General features: G+C 66.6%; 12 protein-coding genes. 5 read left to right on the top strand and 7 right to left on the bottom strand.

All coding sequences use genetic code 11. The annotated features are described in order from the left end of the window. Positions 1 to 21: 21 nt before the first annotated feature. The 3 genes from EYF70_RS17240 to EYF70_RS17250 are packed head-to-tail and all read right to left on the bottom strand — an operon-like array spanning position 22 to position 3,567. Entirely contained in the window at positions 22 to 1,803 is a 1,782-nt protein-coding gene (locus tag EYF70_RS17240; protein ID WP_131146504.1) for a hypothetical protein, read from the bottom strand. Continuing rightward, on the bottom strand, positions 1,800 to 2,663 hold the full coding sequence (locus tag EYF70_RS17245; RefSeq protein ID WP_131146505.1) for a hypothetical protein: 864 nt from the start codon (positions 2,661 to 2,663) through the stop codon (positions 1,800 to 1,802). Before EYF70_RS17245 ends, EYF70_RS17240 begins: the two co-directional genes overlap by 4 nt. After that, complete coding sequence (locus EYF70_RS17250; RefSeq protein ID WP_131146506.1) at positions 2,656 to 3,567, bottom strand: SLATT domain-containing protein; 912 nt, start codon at positions 3,565 to 3,567, stop codon at positions 2,656 to 2,658. The genes EYF70_RS17245 and EYF70_RS17250 overlap by 8 nt, the downstream gene beginning before the upstream one ends. 314 nt (positions 3,568 to 3,881) lie before the next feature. Here EYF70_RS17250 and EYF70_RS17255 point away from each other — a divergent pair, with 314 nt between their 5' ends. Further along, positions 3,882 to 4,424: a helix-turn-helix domain-containing protein gene (locus EYF70_RS17255; protein WP_131146507.1), complete on the top strand. Its 543-nt coding sequence runs from the start codon at positions 3,882 to 3,884 to the stop codon at positions 4,422 to 4,424. A 351-nt stretch (positions 4,425 to 4,775) separates the two neighbouring features. Here EYF70_RS17255 and EYF70_RS17260 read toward each other — a convergent pair whose 3' ends face one another. Together EYF70_RS17260 and EYF70_RS17265 are read right to left on the bottom strand one after the other, a co-directional pair. Beyond that, positions 4,776 to 5,660 carry a dihydrodipicolinate synthase family protein gene (locus tag EYF70_RS17260; protein WP_131146508.1) on the bottom strand — a complete coding sequence of 295 codons (885 nt, stop codon included), beginning with the start codon at positions 5,658 to 5,660 and terminating at the stop codon, positions 4,776 to 4,778. Positions 5,661 to 5,676: 16 nt separating this feature from the next. Beyond that, on the bottom strand, positions 5,677 to 6,459 hold the full coding sequence (locus EYF70_RS17265; RefSeq protein WP_131146509.1) for an aldolase: 783 nt from the start codon (positions 6,457 to 6,459) through the stop codon (positions 5,677 to 5,679). Positions 6,460 to 6,859: 400 nt separating this feature from the next. On the opposite strand from EYF70_RS17265, the gene EYF70_RS17270 reads away from it, so the two are divergent. Further along, positions 6,860 to 9,622, top strand: a complete 2,763-nt coding sequence (locus tag EYF70_RS17270; RefSeq protein WP_165497712.1) for a bifunctional diguanylate cyclase/phosphodiesterase — start codon at positions 6,860 to 6,862, stop codon at positions 9,620 to 9,622. A gap of 76 nt (positions 9,623 to 9,698) precedes the next feature. Here EYF70_RS17270 and EYF70_RS17275 read toward each other — a convergent pair whose 3' ends face one another. Continuing rightward, positions 9,699 to 11,306: an EAL domain-containing protein gene (locus EYF70_RS17275; RefSeq protein WP_165497713.1), complete on the bottom strand. Its 1,608-nt coding sequence runs from the start codon at positions 11,304 to 11,306 to the stop codon at positions 9,699 to 9,701. 270 nt (positions 11,307 to 11,576) lie between these two features. Here EYF70_RS17275 and EYF70_RS17280 point away from each other — a divergent pair, with 270 nt between their 5' ends. Further along, positions 11,577 to 12,401 (top strand): 3-keto-disaccharide hydrolase, encoded by an 825-nt coding sequence (locus tag EYF70_RS17280; protein WP_229420426.1) that lies wholly within the window; start codon positions 11,577 to 11,579, stop codon positions 12,399 to 12,401. A gap of 39 nt (positions 12,402 to 12,440) precedes the next feature. On the opposite strand, the gene EYF70_RS17285 is transcribed toward EYF70_RS17280, so the two are convergent. Beyond that, entirely contained in the window at positions 12,441 to 14,618 is a 2,178-nt protein-coding gene (locus tag EYF70_RS17285; RefSeq protein WP_131146513.1) for a TonB-dependent receptor, read from the bottom strand. Positions 14,619 to 15,022: 404 nt separating this feature from the next. Here EYF70_RS17285 and EYF70_RS17290 point away from each other — a divergent pair, with 404 nt between their 5' ends. Next, complete coding sequence (locus EYF70_RS17290) at positions 15,023 to 16,168, top strand: MFS transporter (RefSeq protein WP_131146514.1); 1,146 nt, start codon at positions 15,023 to 15,025, stop codon at positions 16,166 to 16,168. A gap of 113 nt (positions 16,169 to 16,281) precedes the next feature. Further along, entirely contained in the window at positions 16,282 to 18,207 is a 1,926-nt protein-coding gene (locus EYF70_RS17295) for a pectate lyase-like domain-containing protein (RefSeq protein WP_131146515.1), read from the top strand. Positions 18,208 to 18,212: the final 5 nt, after the last annotated feature.

Genomic DNA, 18,212 nt, shown 5'->3' on the forward strand with positions numbered 1-18,212 from the left:
GCATCGCTTCCCTGCCATGATTCACATCGAAAGAACGATGTCGTCCGCCTGCCCGGGCCCGCCCGCCGACATCCGCAGCGTGGCTTCCCGCACCGTGCCGCTGTCCGCGACGAACAGCTTCTTCTTCCGGACCTCGTGGCCAGCGTTGCTCCGCCCAGCAAACTCCAGCGCATGGGAACCGGTTGCCAACCGCAGTACCACGCTGTTCGTGCCTTCATGGCGTTGCGCCTTGCCATCGACGACGATGTCGACCGAGCGATCCGCGAATGCGTCGATTTCCGGGATGCGCACATGCAGCCAGCCTGCCCCGCCCGCGCTGGCTTCCCGGGCGGGACCGGCAGGCGATAGCGCGACCGCCAGCGCAAGGCTGGCTTCCTCGCGGTCGGCCTGCGCGCCGATGGATTGCGCGAATGCGCGCCGCAGCGACTCCCGCGATGCGCCAAAGGCGTGGTTCAAGAGCTGGAAGACCACGATGGCCGCCGCAAGGACGGTTACCTGGATCAAGAACCACTGCAGCTCCACGGCGAAGGCGATCACGTTCGGCAAGACGTACCAGGCCAGCAGCGAACCCACGGCCAGCACGAGGTACAGCCAGTAAGGCACGTTGCGCCAGCGGCGGATGCGCCGGGCCTCGTCGGCGGTGGCATCGATCGTCGCATTCAATGCGTCGACCTGTGCACGGAGCGCCTGGCTGACGCTGGCTTTGTCGTGGTCCGCCTGTACATCACCGGTCGGCACGTATTGCGGAACGTACCATGCAGCACCGGAGAATCCCATGCCCTGGAGCATCAGGAAGGCGATGGCCAGGTAGCCCACCAGTTGGGCGAGCTGCTGAGCGTCCACGGCGAAAGGGGCCACCTGTCGCAGCATGTACAAAAACAGCAGGAAGCCAATGCCCAGCAGGGATATCCAATGCGGGAAGTCGCGCGGGCGCCGGACGCGTCGCATCCCGGCGACTGCTGCATCGTCCATGGCATCGGGGCCATGCGCGGCCGATTCGGCACGCGGCCACTGCATGGCCGGCGCCATGCCGGGCAGCGGATTCCTGGGCCGGGGAAGGTGCAGGTGCCGCAGGTGGCCCCAGGTGGCAGCGATGATTTCGCCAGCGACTTGCCATCGCGAATGCATCGGCGCAGCCCAGCTGTTCAACAAGGCATCCCACCCGGGAATCTCCTTGAAGTCGGTCGCGCGCACGTGCACCCGTACCTCGTCGAACCTGGCGCGCTGGAGCGTGAAGGCCACCATCTCGCGGAACAAGCCGCTGCGCACCGCCAGCGCGCGGGCGTGAAGCAGATCGGGCTCGCTTGCCGGCGACTGCATGACGGCCGCGTCCCAGGCGGCGCGCGTTTCAGCGATTGCCTCCTGCGACATGACCAATTCCGCCAGCAGCGCTTTCACGCGCGGACCGCGGCACAGCAGCAATGCGCTCTGCACGGACTCCCCGGGCGGCAGTGGCAGCGAGAAGAGCAGGTCCTTGATGCGCTGCTGCTTGTCCGTGTCCAGCATGTCCTCGAGCTTTTTTGCCGCTTCCACACGTACGTCGGTGGGCCAGGCGCCGTCCAGCAGCAACAGCATGAAGCGCGTGGCGTGTTCACGTTCCACCGCGTCCCGAAGCCGGGACAGTACCTCTTCCTCCGTCACATTTTCCAGGAACTCGACACTGGGATCGCCGCCGAACAGCAGCGCATACTCTTCCGGCTGGCGCAGCCGCCGGGTGTCCGGGCTTTTCAGGTGAAACGAATGGAACGATCCGGCATCCACCAGCAGCGCCATCCCCGATGCGCCGGAAATCACGGCATTCATGCCTGTACCTTCTCATCGTCGAAGAAATCGACCCGGATGTTTCGGCTGCCCAGCGTCGCCCACAAGCTCGCAAACTCCTGCTCGTACACACGGGCGACACGTACGCATGCCACGCCTTCCAGCAACAGCGTGCCATAGATGTGGACTTCGACGAAGTTGGCCTCGTCGCGATCGCCTGGTGTCGACATCAGGATGCCGGCGAAATCCGCTTCGCCGGTCGTGGCCTCCACTTTCTTGAAGAGCTTGGCGACGCACAGTTCGCCGCGCTCGTCCCATGTCGCCCGGAAGCCCTTGGGAAACGGCTCCGCCGGGGAAAGCCGCTGCGCGAAATGCACCGCATTCTCTTCACCCACCGATGCGCGGCCGCGGATCGCGGTTTCGTTCAGCACCAGCGACACCTCGCCCCAGCCAGACAGGCCCGTGTCAGTCAACGAAAGGGCCCCGTACTGGATCTTGTCGGAGTAGTTCGGGAACCAGCGGCGCTCGTGCGCCCTGGCGAAGTCCCAATCGTCGCCATCCGGCGCACGGCTTCCGCCAGCGACTTGCGCGTGATAGCTGGAAATCAGCCAGCTGCCCCTTGCCTGCGCGGCGATACCGTAGACTGCACCAATGTTCTTGCAGATCACGGCACGGGAGCGCGCGGCATGTCGCCTGAAATCCTCGACGATGTGCCGATAGCCCTGGCTTGCCGCGTATTCCAGCGCATCGCGGCAGCGTTTCTCGAGTGCCGCTCGTTCGCCGGCTGCCATGGCTGCACGCACGTTGGGTGCACCCAGGTCGTGATGGCAGTTTTCGCAGCGATCCACGTGCGGCGCGTAGTCATGCCCGCAGTTGGGGCACAAGTCGGCCAGGTCAGCCAAGCCTGTCAACCTTCAGGGTGGTCACATCGCCGGGAGTCACGCAGACCGGGTACTCCGCCGCGACCGGCCGGCCCCTGCGGATACCCGCCACGCGCAGCTTGTAGATGCCGGGGTCCAGCATCGGGATGGTTGCCGTCGATTGACCGGTCTTCACTTCCTCCTTGCGATTGTCGATCTGCAGCGTCCACCGTGCACCGTCGAGTTCCTCCGGATCGGCGAGCACCACCGAGAGCGCGCCCTTGGCACCGCCGGCCGCGATGTTCGCGGCGGCGGCCCGCTGGCCGTCGACTGTCTTGTCGATATCCGCGACCGAACTCTTGAAATCGGTCAGCCAGGCTTCCGTTTCCGCTCGTACCGCATCGTTCACGGATCGCAGAAACGCGGCAAGGAAATCGTACACCGCCAGGATCTGCTCATCCGTGGGCGGCATGTTGCTGTTCAACTTGAGCATCTGCTTGCGCCATCCGATCCGGAAGTCGTCCAGGTCTTGCTGGATGCGCTGATAGGTGACGATATAACGCCCCCAACTGGCGGAGAAGCCGTAGAACCGGTCGAACAGGACGGCGGTGGCGGCCGCGACACCGGTGATGGTAGCCACGGGATTGAAGCGCACCACCGCCATGTCCTCTCCCATGATGAAAATCCGTTCCGGCATCATCGCGATCACCGAAGGAATAATCGCGGTCAACGCGCCGAGCAGGATCGCCGCCGTGCGGATGTAACGCGCCCCGCGCTTCTTGGCCCGCTGTCGCGATGCATACCATGCCATCGCTTCGGTGGCCTTCCGCTCCAGGGCTTCATAGATTTCCTGCAGGCCGGCAGGCGCGGTGGTGCCGGCATCGTACGACCCGGTGCCTGCAAGGTTTTCGTGTGACGACGATTGGCTGCCAGATGTGGGGGGCATGCGCGCAGTCCTTGCCGGGTTGGTCGTTCGGTCCGGCAAGCTGTCCTCGAACGGCCTGCCGATTCAGTCAGGAAGAGCTGATGACAGCGCGATCCGCCACGGGCGTTGGTTCAAGGCAGGCCCCTGTCCTGCGATCCATGCTAGTGCCAGCGGCGCCATAACGCAACTGGATCGGCTGGACCGCGCCATGGCGTCGGCGCCACGCAACGGTCGGCGGCTTTGCGTCATCGCCGGCAATACCAGCGAACGCACCCGCCTCGTCACCTAACCCGCCTCGTCACCTATAATGCGCCTTTGATCTCGCCAGAAGTACCATGACGTTACGACTCAAACTACTGAGGAAGCAGAAATCCTGGTCGCTGGAAGAGCTTGCCGAGCGGGCGGAACTGACGAAAAGCTATCTTTCCAAGGTCGAGCGGGGCTTGAGCGTGCCGTCGATCGCTGTCGCGATCAAGCTGGCGCGGGCGCTGGAAGTCGATATCGAGCAGCTCATCTCGAACAGCCACGCCGCGAACGACATCACCGTCACCCGCGCCAGCGAGCGCACATCGCTCGGCAACCAGCATGCGGAGCGGCACGAGGTGCAGAGCATCGCCTCGGGCGCGGTGTCGAAACGGATGCTGCCGTTCGTGGTCTTTCCGCCGCGCGAATTCACGACGTCCGCGTTCAAGGAGCACGAGGGCGAAGAGCTGCTGTTCGTGCACAAGGGCCGTATCGAAGTGGCGTTCCCCACCCATACCGTGGAACTGGCCGCCGGCGACTCGCTGTACTTCAACGCGCTGATCCCGCACCGGACGCGCAGCATCGGCGAGGAGCAGGCGGAAGTGCTGGTCGTCGTCAGCCACGACGGCGAGTAAGGGCGGGCGGCCACGCGGCCTTCATCGGCGCCGCAACTCCCCGCTTTCTCCCTGATGCCATTCCGTTAAGCGTACCCGGCGCGTCGGGATCGCATGCATTCACCCCTACAGCGAAGGGCTGGGGTCAGAGAGGAATACTGGCTTGCAGGCCAGTATCGCTACGTCGGCAAGGAGCGATGCTCCTTGAAACCCCGACTACGCCCCGCCGGGGTGAAGCAGGGGTTTCGCGAAGCATGCTTCGCGCCTGCGGAACGGTGCTGGCATGCATGCCAGCACTCCTCCCTGACCCCGGAATCTGCACTTGGGGTGGCTTATCTAAACGGCATTACCGCTTTGCTGCCCGCTTTTCCCCTACTCTTCCAGCGCCGCCAGGATGGCCGCGAGCGTGGCCTCATGCTCCGCGCCCAGCCGCCGCAGGGGCAGGCGCGGGTCGCCCGCGTCGATGCCCTGCAGGCGCAAACCGGCCTTGACGGAGGTCGGCAGGCCGATCTTCACGATGAACTGCAACAGCGGCAGCTGCCGCCTGAAGACGGCGCGCGCGCGTGCCAGGTCGCCGGCGGTGATCGCCTCGTACAGGGCCAGCGGCAGGGCCGCATTCAGGTTTGGCGCGGCCGTGCACCAGCCGGCGGCGCCGGCATTCAATGCCGCGAAAGCCAGCGGGTTGCTGCCGTTGTAGAACGGCACCCGGCCCTCCGTCAGCTGGTCGAGACGGTGCATGCGCTGCAGGTCGCCGGTGCTTTCCTTGACCATCGTTACGCTGGGCACTTCGCGGCAGATGCGCGCGATGAACTCGGGGGACATGTCGATGCCGCTCGTCGCCGGATTGTTGTAGAGCATGATCGGCAGGCCGACCGCGTCGCCGATGGCGCGGTAGTGGGCCATGATTTCCGCCTCGGTCAGCTTCCAGTACGACACCGGCAAGACCATCACCGCGTCGGCGCCGAGGCGTTCGGCAAACCGGGCACGCCGGATGGCGCCCTGCGTGGTCAGTTCGGAGATACCGACGACGGTCGGCACGCGCCTGGCCACGGCGGCGATCGATGTCTCGGCGGCGAGGCGCCATTCGTCGTCGTCCAGGTAGGCGCTCTCGCCGGTGCTGCCCAGTGGCGCGATCGCGTGCACGCCGGCATCGATCATGCGGTCGACCAGGCGCGTGAGCATGGCGGCGTCGATGCTGCCATCGGCCTGGAATGGGGTGACGGGATAGGCGATGATGCCCTTGAATGGAGTTGTCATGTGAACGGTTCCTGTGTCAGAGAAGGCAATCGGCGTGCTGGCGGAGCGCGCGCCGGGCGAAATAATTGAAAGAGACGCTGTCGCGCTTGGCGGTCGAGATCCAGTCGTGCGCCTCGCTTGCCAGCGCGGAAGGAATCGGCTGGATCGTGCCGGCGCCCATCGCCAGCAGCTGCAGGCGCGCGGCACGTTCCATCAGCAGCGCCAGCACGCAAGCCTCTTCGATCGAGCTGCCCGCCACCAGCATGCCGTGGTGGGCCAGCAGGATCGCCCGCTTGCCGCCCAGCGCGCCGGCGATGATGACGCCCTCCTCGTTGCCGACCGGGACGCCGGGCCAGGTCTTCAGGAAGGCACAGTCGTCATGGAGCGGCGTGGTGTCCATGTGCGACACCTCCAGCGGCACTTCCAGCATCGACAGCGCCGCCACGTGCGTGGGGTGCGTATGGATGATGCAGTTGACATCCGGGCGCTCCCGATAGATCCACGTATGAAAACGGTTCGCCGGATTGGGAATGCCGCTTCCGGCCAGTACCTGCAAGTCCCGGTCCACGTGGATCAGGTTCGTGCTGGTGATCTCGTCGAAGCCCAGGCCCAGTTGCTGGGTAAGGAAAGTGCCGGGTTCTCCGGCGCGGCAGGTGATCTGGCCGGCGAGGCCGGAATCATGCCCGCCGTCGAACAAGATGCGGCAAGCCAGGGCTAGCCGCTGCCGCGCCGACCAGCCGTTGTCGGTGGCTTCCCGGTCCAGGCGCTCCTGCGCGATGGAAACGAGTTCCTGCTTGGTCATCAAAAGTGTGTTGGTCATCCTGGCTCCTGCATGAAGGAAAAATGCACGAAAAATGAAGGAAAAACGCGTGCCGCCGCGCGCCGGCCTTCTCCGATACGGCCGATGACACGACAAATCCAGTATGACACGTAGTGTCATTGTCCGCAACCATTGCCTGCCCAGGAAAGCCCGCTCGAGGGCCAGACAGGCGAAGTTGCCGGGGCGCCACAAACGGCCGGCATTCGTGCAAGAATATTGCCGCACGGAATTATTCGTGGTACCGTGTCGATTCAGCTCCCACTGCGGCCATCCTGCCCACCGCCATGCGGTTCGCGAGCTCTCGCCCCCGTCGATTGACTGGCTTGGGCACTCTTCCGATCGAACATCCAGCATGCGAGCAAGGCGCCCCGCCCTGCTCATCACACGAGGCCGCCCCACCATGATTCGCGAACGCAGCTCGCCCCAAGAACAGCTCCTTCACCTGGCATGGTCCACCGATGCGGACGGTGTCTGCGCAGCGCCGCTGGAGTGGTGTCCCGGGCTGCTGCCGCAAATGGCCGGCATGCCGCTGGCGGACTGGCTGGCGGCGGTCGCCACCGTGGACGGCGCCGCCGTGGCGTGCGAACTCGATGGCGTGCTGGCCCGGCGCCAGCCCTTTGAATGCGAGCTGGAGGTCACCTGCAGCGATGGCCAGCGGCGGCATGTGCTGGTCACCGGACTGCCGCGGCAACAGGGCGACGGCCATGCGGGCACGCTGGTCGACGTGACGGAGCGGCGCGATGCGCTCGATGCCGCGGTCCGGGATGCTGCGACGCTGCGGCTATTGGTCGACAACGCGACCGACCTGGTGGCCTACTGTGGCCTGGACGGGCGCTACATCGACATTTCAGCGTCGTTCACGCGCAGCCTCGGCTGGACAAGGGAACAGTTGATCGGGCAACCCGCGATCGACTTCGTCCACCCGGACGACCATGCCCACGCCAACGATGACATGGGGCGCATCCTGGCCGGCGAGACCCGGCCGAACGCGATCGAGATCCGCAAGCGCGACACCGAAGGCCGCTATCTGGCGCTGGCGTCGAAGACACGCATGGTCACCGATCCGGTCACGGGCGATTGCCTGGGCGCCGTGTTCGTCTCGCGCCATATCGCGCGCGAAAAGGAGATGCTGCAGCGCCTCGAATGCATGGCCGAGCAAAACCGTACCCTGATCGAGAGCATCACCGATGGCTTCTTCTCGGTCAACGCGCAATGGGAAATCGTGTATGCGAATCATCGCGCGGCGGCGTTCGCCGGTATCGACCGCGATGCGGCGATCGGCAAGGTGGTGTGGGACGTGGCCGGCGGCTTGAGCGAATCGGTGGTCGGGGAGCACTTGCGCATCGCCATGGCACGCCGCGAAAGTATCAGCTTCGAGGCTTTCTACGAACCGGCGGGGGTCTGGGTCAGCGAGCGGATCTACGCACACGAGGAAGGCTTGTCGGTCTTCTTCCATGACATCTCGGAACGCGTGGCGCGCGAACAGCAGATCCGCGACAGCGAGCGGCGCTTCCGCGAAACGATCCGCATCACGCCGGCCGGCTATGTGCTGGTCAACGGCGACGGCATTATCGACGACATCAATCCCGCGCTGTGCCAGCTGTCCGGGTATTCGCGCGAGGAGCTGCTCGGCAGGCCGGTGGCGCAGATCCTGGTGGGCGGCCACGCCGGCGCAGCGCTCGATGTCCGCCACACGGGCCCGCGCGAACATGCGCTCGAGACGGTGCTGCTGCACCGCCAGGGCCACCACGTGGTGGCCCTGGTGAACCAGACCATCGAACTCGATGCGCAAGGCCAGGCACGGTCGCTGACGGCGTTCGTCACCGATATCACGGAGCGCAAGCGCGCCGAGGCCCGGATGGAGGAGCTGGCCACCCGCGACACGCTGACGGGCTTGCCGAACCGCGCCTGGATCAACCGGCGCGTGTCGGACATGCTGGCCCAGTGCCGCGGCGAGACGACGGTGTTCTTCATCGACCTGAACCGCTTCAAGGAAGTCAACGATTCGATGGGCCACGCCACCGGCGACCGGCTGCTGCGCCAGGTGGGCCAGCGCCTGCAGGCGTGCATGCGGCCGGGCGACGTGGTGGCGAGGCTGGGCGGCGACGAGTTCGTGGTCGCGGCCAGCTGCGTGGGCCGCGAGGCGGCGGTCGCCATCGCCGGGCGCCTGCTTGCGACGATGGAGATGCCGTTCGTCGCCGACGGCATGGAAATGCGCGTGGGCGCGTCGATCGGTATCAGCCATGCCGGAACCGATGTCACGTCGACCGACGAGCTGTTCCAGAAAGCGGACACGGCAATGTACAAGGCCAAGGCGCTCGGCGATGGTTCGTTCCAGTTCTTCGAGCCGGAAATGTGCCTGGAGGCGCGGCGGCGCCTGCAGCTCGAGGCGGCACTGCACCGCGCGCTGGAGCAGCGGCAGTTCTCGGTGCATTACCAGCCGCGCGTCGACTTGCGCTCGCTGCGCACGCTGGGCGTGGAAGCGCTGCTGCGCTGGCAGCATCCCGAATTCGGCCGCGTGCCGCCGCTGGAGTTCATTCCGCTGGCCGAGGAACGTGGCCAGATCGGCACCATCGGCTGCTGGGTGCTGGAAGCGGCATGCCGCGACGTGCAGCACGTCAACGACCGCTTCGGCCTGGCCCTGCATGTGTCGGTCAATATCTCGGCGCGCCAGTTGCGCTCGCCCGACCTGATCGGCCAGGTGCGCACCGCACTGGCCGAATCGGGCTTGCCGGCGGAGGCGCTGGAACTGGAATTGACGGAAAGCGCGCTGATCGAGGACCTGGGCCAGTCCGTGCAAGTGATGCAAGGCCTGAAGGCGCTGGGCGTGCGCCTGTCGATCGACGATTTCGGCACCGGCTATTCCAGCCTGTCCTACCTGAAACGCCTGCCGATCGACGTGCTGAAGCTGGACCGCTCCTTCGTCGCGGAGAATCCCGCCGGCGACGGCTTCGTGCGGGCGCTGATCGACATGGCGCACGTGCTCAACCTGTCCGTGGTGGCCGAGGGGATCGAGACCACCGTGGCCATGGAGGCGCTGCGCGACGCCGCGTGCGATGAAGGCCAGGGCTACCTGTTTGCCCGGCCGATGCCGATGGCCGAGCTGGAGGCGTTCCTGGCACAGGAAGCGGACACCGCGTCCGCCAGCACAATCTCCGGCTGAAGTTGATCCGGCTGAAGTTGATCCGGCTGAAGACGATCCGGCGCCGGGCTCGCCATGCGGCAAGCGGCCGGCCGCGTCACCGCACGTCCGCCAGGTCGTTCGCCGGGGCACGCGAACTTCCCGAACCACGCTGCTCGAAGGCGGCCCGCAGCTCGCTCCAGGGCATGGCCCTGGCGAAGCGCCAGCCCTGGGCGAACTGCACGCCGCGCCCGAGCAGGTACTCGGCTTGCGCCTCGGTTTCCACCCCTTCGGCGATGATGCGCAGTTTCATGGTCTGGGCCATGGCGATGATGTGGTGCACCACCTGGTCGGTGGGCGAGCGCGTCCCGATGGCCTCGGTGAAAGCGCGGTCGATCTTCAGGAAATCGAGCTCGAACGACTCCAGGTAGGACAGGCTCGAGTAGCCCGTGCCGAAGTCGTCCACGGCCACCTCGATGCCGCCGGAACGCAGGCTGGCAATGACCGGTTTCGCCGTCGCGATGTCCAGCAGCGCCCGTTCGGTCATCTCCACGATCAGGTTGGACGGCGTGGCGCCGGCGTCGGCCAGCAATTTGTCGAGCAAGGTCCTGGTGACAGGCAAGTTCAGGTCGGCCGCGGACAGGTTCACGGCGATATGGAACGCGGGGTTCCTCGCGAGGAAATCGCCGACGTCGCGTGCCACCAGTTCCAGCACCCGTTCGGTTAGTTTCGTGATGGTCCCGGTGCGTTCCGCGACAGGGATAAAAAGATCGGGCCCGATCAGTTCTCCGTTCGACCGGCGCCAGCGCAGCAACGCTTCCGCTCCCACCCACCGGCCCGTCGCCAGTTCGACGATCGGCTGGTAGGCCAGGAAGAACTCGTTGCGCCGCAGCCCCTGGCGCAAGGCGCTGGCCAGCGACAGCTGGCGGCGCGCCAGCATGCAGATCGCCGCCGCCAACGCCAGGCCGGCGATCACCCCGGCGGGCACGAACCGCCTTGCCAGGGCGCTGGTGCGCCGGTCCAGGTAGGAAACCGGTACCGCGGCGATACCGGCCGTGGGAAACTGCCGCGAGCGCACCAGCGCGACGAGATGGCCGTCCATGACGATCGTCGCTTCACGGCGCTCCCCCAGGCGCGCCAGCCAGCTCCGTTCGATATGCCCCCGATGGGTGACCGGCGGACCGTTGCGCGAAAATTCCAGGTGCATCATCGCCAGCGACACGCCCGGCACCGCCGTCCAGGCGTCGAGCGGCAGGTCGCGGTGGATCAGCGCCGCGAAGTTACCCTTCTGAAAGCCGAGCAGTGGACTCTTCACGCCATCGCGCAGCGGCACGCTCGCGTACAGCGTTACCCCGGTCGACGAACGGAACACCTGCGCCCCCAGCGGGACCGGCTCGTCGCCCATCGATGAGCAGACCAGGACACCATCCCTGACATGGCCGATGGCCTGCAGGTAGATCGAGGTCAGGTCGATATGCCGCATCAGCGCCTGCGACGCGGCGGAACAGGGAGCATGGCCCGATCGCGCCAGCTGGTCGATGCCGGCCAGCGCCTGTTTCTCGGTATCGTCGGCCCGGCGCACGATATCGCTGGCGTAGCCGAGCGCCAGGTCGGCTTCCGCGCGGTAGGCCTGCTGCCGGGCTTCACGCAGCGCAAGCCATGGGGGCACCGTGAGCGCGACAAGGACCGCCAGTGACGTTGCGACAAATACCGCACGCTGCTTCATTAATTGACTCGCGATCGATGAGCCGATGCCTGGCCCGTTGACCGCAAGTATAGTCGCCGGTGTGCGCCGATGGCGCGCGGGCACTGTCATGCCGCAATGCTGCCAGGCCGCCGCCGGGTGCCCGGTTGGCGGTTTGCGCCGGGTATCGCATAATCGGGGCTGGCCGGGCTTGCAAGGCAAAGGTCCGGATCGAGCGGCCATCCCGATACCCGTGATCGGCATGAATGCATCGCTGACCCGGGCGTGCCGGGCAAAACAATGACAGGATCAATGATGATTGCAAGGACGGCCGTGGCATGGATCGGATTCCCGGCGATGGTTTCCGCCACCGCGCAACACCAGGCGCCTCCCCCGCCGGACCCGAAGGACACGGAAGTATGGGCACCGGAACCCGCGCGCGTCGCTCCGGGCTCCCCGGCCGCCGCGCCGTCGGATGCGATCGTGCTGTTCGGCGGGCAGGATCTTCGCGAATGGGTGTCGACCGCATCGCCCGGCCAACCGGCCAGCTGGACCGTGAAGGACGGCGTGTTCACCGTGCGCGCCGGGAGCGGCAACATCCAGACCAGGCGGCTGTTCACGGACTACCAGATCCATCTCGAGTGGCGTGTGCCGGCATCGGCCACGGGCAGCGGCCAGGGCAAGGGAAACAGCGGCCTGTTCCTGGCCTCGACCGGCATCGACAGCGGCTACGAGATCCAGATCCTCGACTGCGCCGACAATCGTACGTACGCGAACGGGCAGGCGGCCAGCATCTACAAGCAGCACATCCCGCTGGCGAATGCCTGCGCCGCGGCGGGGGAATGGCAGACCTATGACGTGCTATGGACCGCGCCGCGCTTTGCCAGCGATGGCGCATTGCTGTCACCGGCGTATGTCACCGCCCTGCACAACGGCGTGCTGGTACAGCATCATGTCGCACTCCAGGGGGAGTCGGTCTATGCCGGCAAGCCGTCCTATCGCCAGCATGGTGCCGCGCCGATCAAGCTGCAGGATCATGGCGATCCAGTCAGCTTCCGGAATATCTGGGTGAGGCCGATCGCCACCGCCGCTTCCTTGACTCGACCTGGTCAAGCGGCGCGGCCGACGTCGCCCTGACAGTCCGCGACGCGACTTGCTGAGCCGCGACGCAGCGCCTCAGAATTCGACCGCGGCCGTCACTGCCACCGTGCGGGGCGTGCCCTGCACGAGATAGCCGGCACCCGACGCGCCACCGGCGGAGGCCCAGTAGTCGCGGTCGAACAGGTTGTCGACGCGCGCGCGCAAGGTCAACGTCCGCTCGCCCAGGCTGGCCAGGTAACGCACGCCCACGTCGGTCCGGGTCCACGATGGCACCCGTTGCAGGTTGCCGCCATCGAGGTACTGCTGCGAGGTGTACGCCACGCGGCCATTCAGCGCCAGGCCGCGCACGCCGGGCACGTCCCAGTCGGCGTTCAGGTTCAGCTGGCGGTCCGGCACGCCGACCGCATCGTTGCCGTCGCGCAGGCCGCCATTGGTGCGGCGCTGTTCGGCATCGATCAGCGTCAGCCCGCCCAGCAGGCGCAGGCCGCGCACGGGCTGGCCGAAGACCGTCATCTCCACGCCGCGGTTGCGCTGCTCGCCATTGAGCCCGTAAACGTTGTTCACGACGTACGCCTGCGGCTGCGCCGTGACGAAGGCGGCAGCCGTGAAGCCGATGGTGCCGGCGTCGTACTTGGCGCCGACTTCCTTTTGGCGCGACACTGTCGGCGCGAAGGTCTCGCCCAGGTTGATCACGCCGGTACCGGAAGCGGTCATGCCTTTCTGCAGGCCTTCGATGTAATTCGCATAGACCGAGACGTTCTTCGCGGGCTTGAACACGACGGCGGCGACGGGCGTGTTGCGGCTCTGGTCATAGGCGGACGTTTCCGCACCCGTGTTGTAGTTGTAGCTGTAATCCTTGATGCGCTGGTGGCGCAGCCCCACGGTGACCAGCACCTTCTCGTCCAGGAGCGACAGGGTATCGGCGATCGCATAGCTCGACAGGATGGTCTTGCTGGTGGTCAGGGGCGCATCCAGGCGGCCGCCGACCAGGTAGGTGGCCGCCGGCGCGATGTTGTCCACCGGCGCGTACAGGTTGGTGCGGAACATGCCGGCACTGGTGGAATTGCTCATCGCGTACGCGTTGCGCGAATCGCTCCAGAAACCTGTCGCCGTCGCGCTGATCGCATGGCCGACCGCACCAGTGCGCAGCCTCGTACGAACACCCGCTTCGCCGGTACGCACCGTATCCTTGCGTTCGTTGTCGAAGCGGTACATCGCGGCGGTGCCGTCGGCCGCGGCGACACGCGGCGCGGCCAGGATGTTCGACTCGCGCCCCGAACGTGCGCCGAACGCCGCCCAGGTCACCGTGTCTTTAGCGAGATCGAGCTCGCCGCGCAGGGTGCCGAACGTGTCGCGCTCGTTCGAATGCGTCCATGGCTGCGCGTAGTTGCTGCGGCCATCCGGCACGACGGGAACCGGCACGCCGGCGTTGACATTGACGCTGGGGCGGGCGGCCGTCAGCTGGTGATCCTGGTACCCGACGTCGGCGGACACGCGGTAGTTCCCGCCATTCCAGTCCAGCCCCACGGAAGCCAGCGACAGTTCGCGCTGTTCCCGGTCCACGGCGGTATCGCCATCGCGGCGCACGGCATTGACGCGGATGCCGGCGCGGCCCTCGGGGCCGAAACGCCGCCCGATATCGGCCGCGGCATAGCCCTGGCCACCGGATTCGATACCGGCCGTGACGGAGGTCAGCGCCGCGTTGCCGGCACGCTTCGGCAGCAGGTTGATCGAACCGCCGATGCCGCCGCCACCGGGCGCGGCGCCGTTCAGGAAAGCGCTGGCGCCGCGGAAGACTTCCACGCGTTCCAGCAGCTCGGTCGCCACGTACTGGCGCGGCAGGATGCCGTACAAACCGTTGTAGGCCAGGTCGTCGGAGTTGGCCGCGAAACCACGGATCACGTACATCTCCTGGTAGTTGCCGAAGCCGCGCGTGACCCGCACGCCAGGGTCGTTCTGCAGGACATCCGCCACACTGTGGGTCTGCTGGTCCTGCAGCAGTTGCTGGGTGTAGCTGGTGGCGTTGAACGGCGTATCCATCATGTCCACGTTGCCCAGCAGGCCGACCCGCCCTCCCCTGGCGACCTGGCCGCCCGAATAGGCCTTCGTCAGCCCCTCGGCCGACGCATCCGCCGATGCGCTGATCACGACGGTCTGCATGGTTTGCGGCGCCGGGGCCCCGCTTTCCTGTGCATGCACGGCACCCGCGGCAAGCAGTGCCACGGCGCTGGCGATGGACGTGAAGGAAGTCATGGGGAAGGCGGACTGGATCATGAGCAGGCGGTGAAAAAGGAATTCGCCATTATAAGCCACCAAAACATAATACGAATCAATCTCATTTAGGCATCGAGAGCTATTGCTTTTGGAAGAGGACTCGCGCAAAGCCCTGGCTCGGCCCACGCGTCGGGCGTTTCCGGTGGCGTCGTTGAATGGCCGATTCATCGCCCTGGCCGATACCTGCAATCGAAAGGTCCGACTTGTGACGGTGACATGCCACCGCTACATTGAGGAGCCGTTGCAAGCACATACAAATACAAGGGCACTCGTCTCGCGGCATCCCATGCCGCGTGAACGGTGAGTGCATCGCCGCGGGCAGGCGCATCGGCGCGGCCTGCCGGTGCGTTCGCACGAACGGCCCAAAAATACAGGAGACAAGAATGAAAACAACCAGTGAAAGCCGGGCTGGCCGCGCCAGCCTGATGGTGGCGCATTGTGCCGGGATGGTCGACCTGGTCGCACTGCCGGTCTGGGTCGGTGTGCTGATCAGCGGCTACGGCCTGGACCCGCAGCAGGCGGGCGGACTGGCCACCCTGTTCCTGGCCGGCGCCGTGTGCGCCAGCCTGTTCGTGGCCCCCCGCTCGGTCCGCGTGCCCGCACGCGCCACCGCGGCCGGCGGCTTCGCCGTGGCGGCGCTGGCCTTCGGCGCTGTCGGGCTGGTCGACGGTTATGCGGCGATGGCCGTGCTGCACGTGGTGGCCGGACTGGCTGCCGCGACCGCGTTGAGCGTGACGCACGCGACTATCGGCGGCAGCGGCAACCCGCACCGGCTGTTCGCCATCGTCGGCTTTGCACTGGGCGTTTTCGGTATCCTGTTCATGGGCGGCGTGCCGAAGCTCGTGGCCGCGCTGGGCGCGCCGGCACTGTTCTGGAGCTTCTGCGGCATCATGGCCTTTGCCGCCTGCGTCGCCGCACTGGCCTTCCCCACGTCCCGCGCCGCGAGCACGGAGGCGCAGCGCATGGCGGGCAAATTGCCGCGCGCGGTATGGCTGGCGGCGATCGGCGTCAGCTGCATGGCCCTCGTCCAGGCGATGATCTTCGCCTTCGTCGAGCGCATCGGCGCCGAGCGGGGTTTCGACGCGGCTGCCGTGGCGGGCGTGCTCATCGCACTGGGCTTCGTCAATCTGCTTCCCGCACCGCTTGCCGCGTTCCTGCAACAGCGCGTCAATCCACGCGTGGTGCTGGTGTGCGGTCCCGTCGTCCAGGCAGTGCTGGCGTTGCTGATGACGCAGAGCCAGACCGTCCTGCCCTATGCCGCCGGCGCGGCGTGCTTCGCCGCCGTGATGATCTTTACCCACACCTTCGCGTTCGGCCTGCTGGCCGCGCTCGACCCGAGCGGCCGCGCGGTGGGCGCGACACCGGCCATGCTGATGACCGGCGCGGCGATCGGCCCCATCCTCGGCGGCACGGTGGTGAAGCTGTCGGGCTATGCGAGCCTCGGGCTGGCCGCCGCCGCCATCGCCGCCTGCGCGGTGGTCTGCTTCCTGCCGGGCCGGGCAGACCGGGCCTTGCTGACCCATTCCTGAGCCGGGATCCGGCAAGCAGCATTTCCCTGCCGCCTGCCGTTCGATTCGCCCCCGGAACACCAGGCGCCGAGACTGGAAACGCGCGCCTCCCGATACCAAGCATGGAGACTCGAATGACACATCAAGGAATGCGTGAGCAGGGAATGCATGCGCTGGCGCTGGTCGCCGCCGCCGCTGTTCTCTTGACCGCCTGCGGCGGAAGCCATGGACGGGCCAGCGAGACCGCGCCGGCCGCCGGCCAGGCCGCGGAGCCGGTGCCGGATTTCGGGCCGAACGTGACCATCTTCACGCCGGCCATGGCCATTGCCGACATCAACGCCAGGCTGCGCAGCCTGGCGGCCCAGTCGAACGGCTTCGACGACAAGCGCCACGCCGTGTATTTCATGCCGGGTACCTACGGCAGTGCGGCCGGCCAGTTCAATCCCGCCACGGCGACAGGACACGTCGATTCCCCGGTAGGCGTCAACATGACCGTGCACGGCCTGGGCGCAGCGCCGGCCGGGGTGACGATCAATGGCAACCTGCGCGCCGGCGTGGCGGGCCAGCCTGCGCTGTCGACCTTCTGGCGATCCCTGGCGAACATGACGATCCATCCGATCCAGGCCGACGAACCGGCGCACACGATGCGCTGGAATACGTCGCAGGCGTCGCCGCTGCGGCGCCTCCACGTGGTCGGCAATCTCGACCTGGCCGGCGGCATAGCATTCGGCAATTTCATCGCGAACAGCCGCGTCACCGGCGAAGTCCGTTCCGCATTCGCATGGGAAGAGGACCGCAAGCCAGCCGTTACCGGCGCGGTCGAAGGCGGGCAGGCGCAGTACTACACCCGCGACAGCGAAATCGGCAGCTGGCAGGGACGATCCGCCAATATCGTGACCTCCGGCGTCGTTGGCGCGCCCGCGACGCGGTTCGCCCCTGGCGACAAGACCTCGCTGGCCTCGACGCCCCTCTCGCGCGAGGCACCGTATCTCTATCACGATGGCAAGCGGTTCCTGGTGTTCGTCCCGTCGCTGCGCACCAGCGCGCGTGGCGTCAACTGGGGCGTGACGGCACGCGATGGAACGCCGCTGCCGATGTCCGCGTTCCATGTCGCCAGGCCTGGCGACTCGGCCGCGGCGATCAACGAGGCACTCGCACAGGGCAAGCATCTTCTGCTGACACCCGGGGTCCATGCGATCGACAGGCCGATCCAGGTCAGCCGCGCCAACACTGTCGTGATGGGCATGGGCCTGGCCACGCTGACACCGACCAGCGGCACCGCCGCGGTCCTGGTCGACGACGTTCCCGGCGTTATCCTGTCGTCGTTCATGGTGGACGCCAACACGAAACGTTCGGAGGTACTGGTGCAGGTCGGGCCAAAGGGTGCCAGCAAGGGGATAGCATCCGATCCGACGACCCTGCACGATATTTTCATCCGCATCGGCGGTTCCTACGCCGGCATGGCGACGACCAGCCTCGAGATCAACCAGAACGACGTGCTGGTCGATCACGCCTGGCTGTGGCGCGCCGACCATGGCAATCCGGATACGGTCGGCTGGGACATCAACCTGGCGGACCATGGCCTGGTCGTGAACGGCGCCAACGTCACCGCATTGGGCCTGTTCGCCGAGCACTTTCAGAAGTCGCAAGTCGTGTGGAACGCCAACGGCGGGCGCACGATCTTCATGGAATGCGAGCCGCCGTACGACCCGCCCTCCCAGGATCGCTGGATGAATCGCATGGAAAAGACGACCGAGAACGGCTATCCATGCTATGAAGTGGCCGGCAACGTGACCTCGCACGACGCCACCGGATTGATCAGCTGGACGTTCTTCCGTGCCCCGCCACCGGCCGTCATCTATGCGCGCAGCGCGATCAGGGCGCCGGTCGCGCCGGGCGTGCGCTTCACGAACACGAGCGCTGGCAAGGTGTTCGGCTCGGGCGGCTTCGAACATGTCTTCAACGACGTCGGCGGCCCTGTCGACGCTACCGGACCAGCCTCCTTCGTGGTCGGCCTGTCCGCCCTGCGGCAGGTGCCGGTGTTCCCGATCGCTCCCTGAAATCA

It is taken from the genome of Pseudoduganella albidiflava (assembly GCF_004322755.1).
GTDB classification, from domain to species: domain Bacteria; phylum Pseudomonadota; class Gammaproteobacteria; order Burkholderiales; family Burkholderiaceae_D; genus Rugamonas; species Rugamonas albidiflava.

Excerpts from the sequence above, each read along its gene's own strand:
- EYF70_RS17240 (WP_131146504.1), bottom strand. The coding sequence starts at position 1,803 with ATGAATGCCGTGATTTCCGGCGCATCGGGGATGGCGCTGCTGGTGGAT.
- EYF70_RS17250 (WP_131146506.1), bottom strand. The coding sequence starts at position 3,567 with ATGCCCCCCACATCTGGCAGCCAATCGTCGTCACACGAAAACCTTGCA.
- EYF70_RS17255 (WP_131146507.1), top strand. The coding sequence starts at position 3,882 with ATGACGTTACGACTCAAACTACTGAGGAAGCAGAAATCCTGGTCGCTG.
- EYF70_RS17260 (WP_131146508.1), bottom strand. The coding sequence starts at position 5,660 with ATGACAACTCCATTCAAGGGCATCATCGCCTATCCCGTCACCCCATTC.
- EYF70_RS17265 (WP_131146509.1), bottom strand. The coding sequence starts at position 6,459 with ATGACCAACACACTTTTGATGACCAAGCAGGAACTCGTTTCCATCGCG.
- EYF70_RS17270 (WP_165497712.1), top strand. The coding sequence starts at position 6,860 with ATGATTCGCGAACGCAGCTCGCCCCAAGAACAGCTCCTTCACCTGGCA.
- EYF70_RS17275 (WP_165497713.1), bottom strand. The coding sequence starts at position 11,306 with ATGAAGCAGCGTGCGGTATTTGTCGCAACGTCACTGGCGGTCCTTGTC.
- EYF70_RS17280 (WP_229420426.1), top strand. The coding sequence starts at position 11,577 with ATGATGATTGCAAGGACGGCCGTGGCATGGATCGGATTCCCGGCGATG.
- EYF70_RS17285 (WP_131146513.1), bottom strand. The coding sequence starts at position 14,618 with ATGACTTCCTTCACGTCCATCGCCAGCGCCGTGGCACTGCTTGCCGCG.
- EYF70_RS17290 (WP_131146514.1), top strand. The coding sequence starts at position 15,023 with ATGAAAACAACCAGTGAAAGCCGGGCTGGCCGCGCCAGCCTGATGGTG.
- EYF70_RS17295 (WP_131146515.1), top strand. The coding sequence starts at position 16,282 with ATGACACATCAAGGAATGCGTGAGCAGGGAATGCATGCGCTGGCGCTG.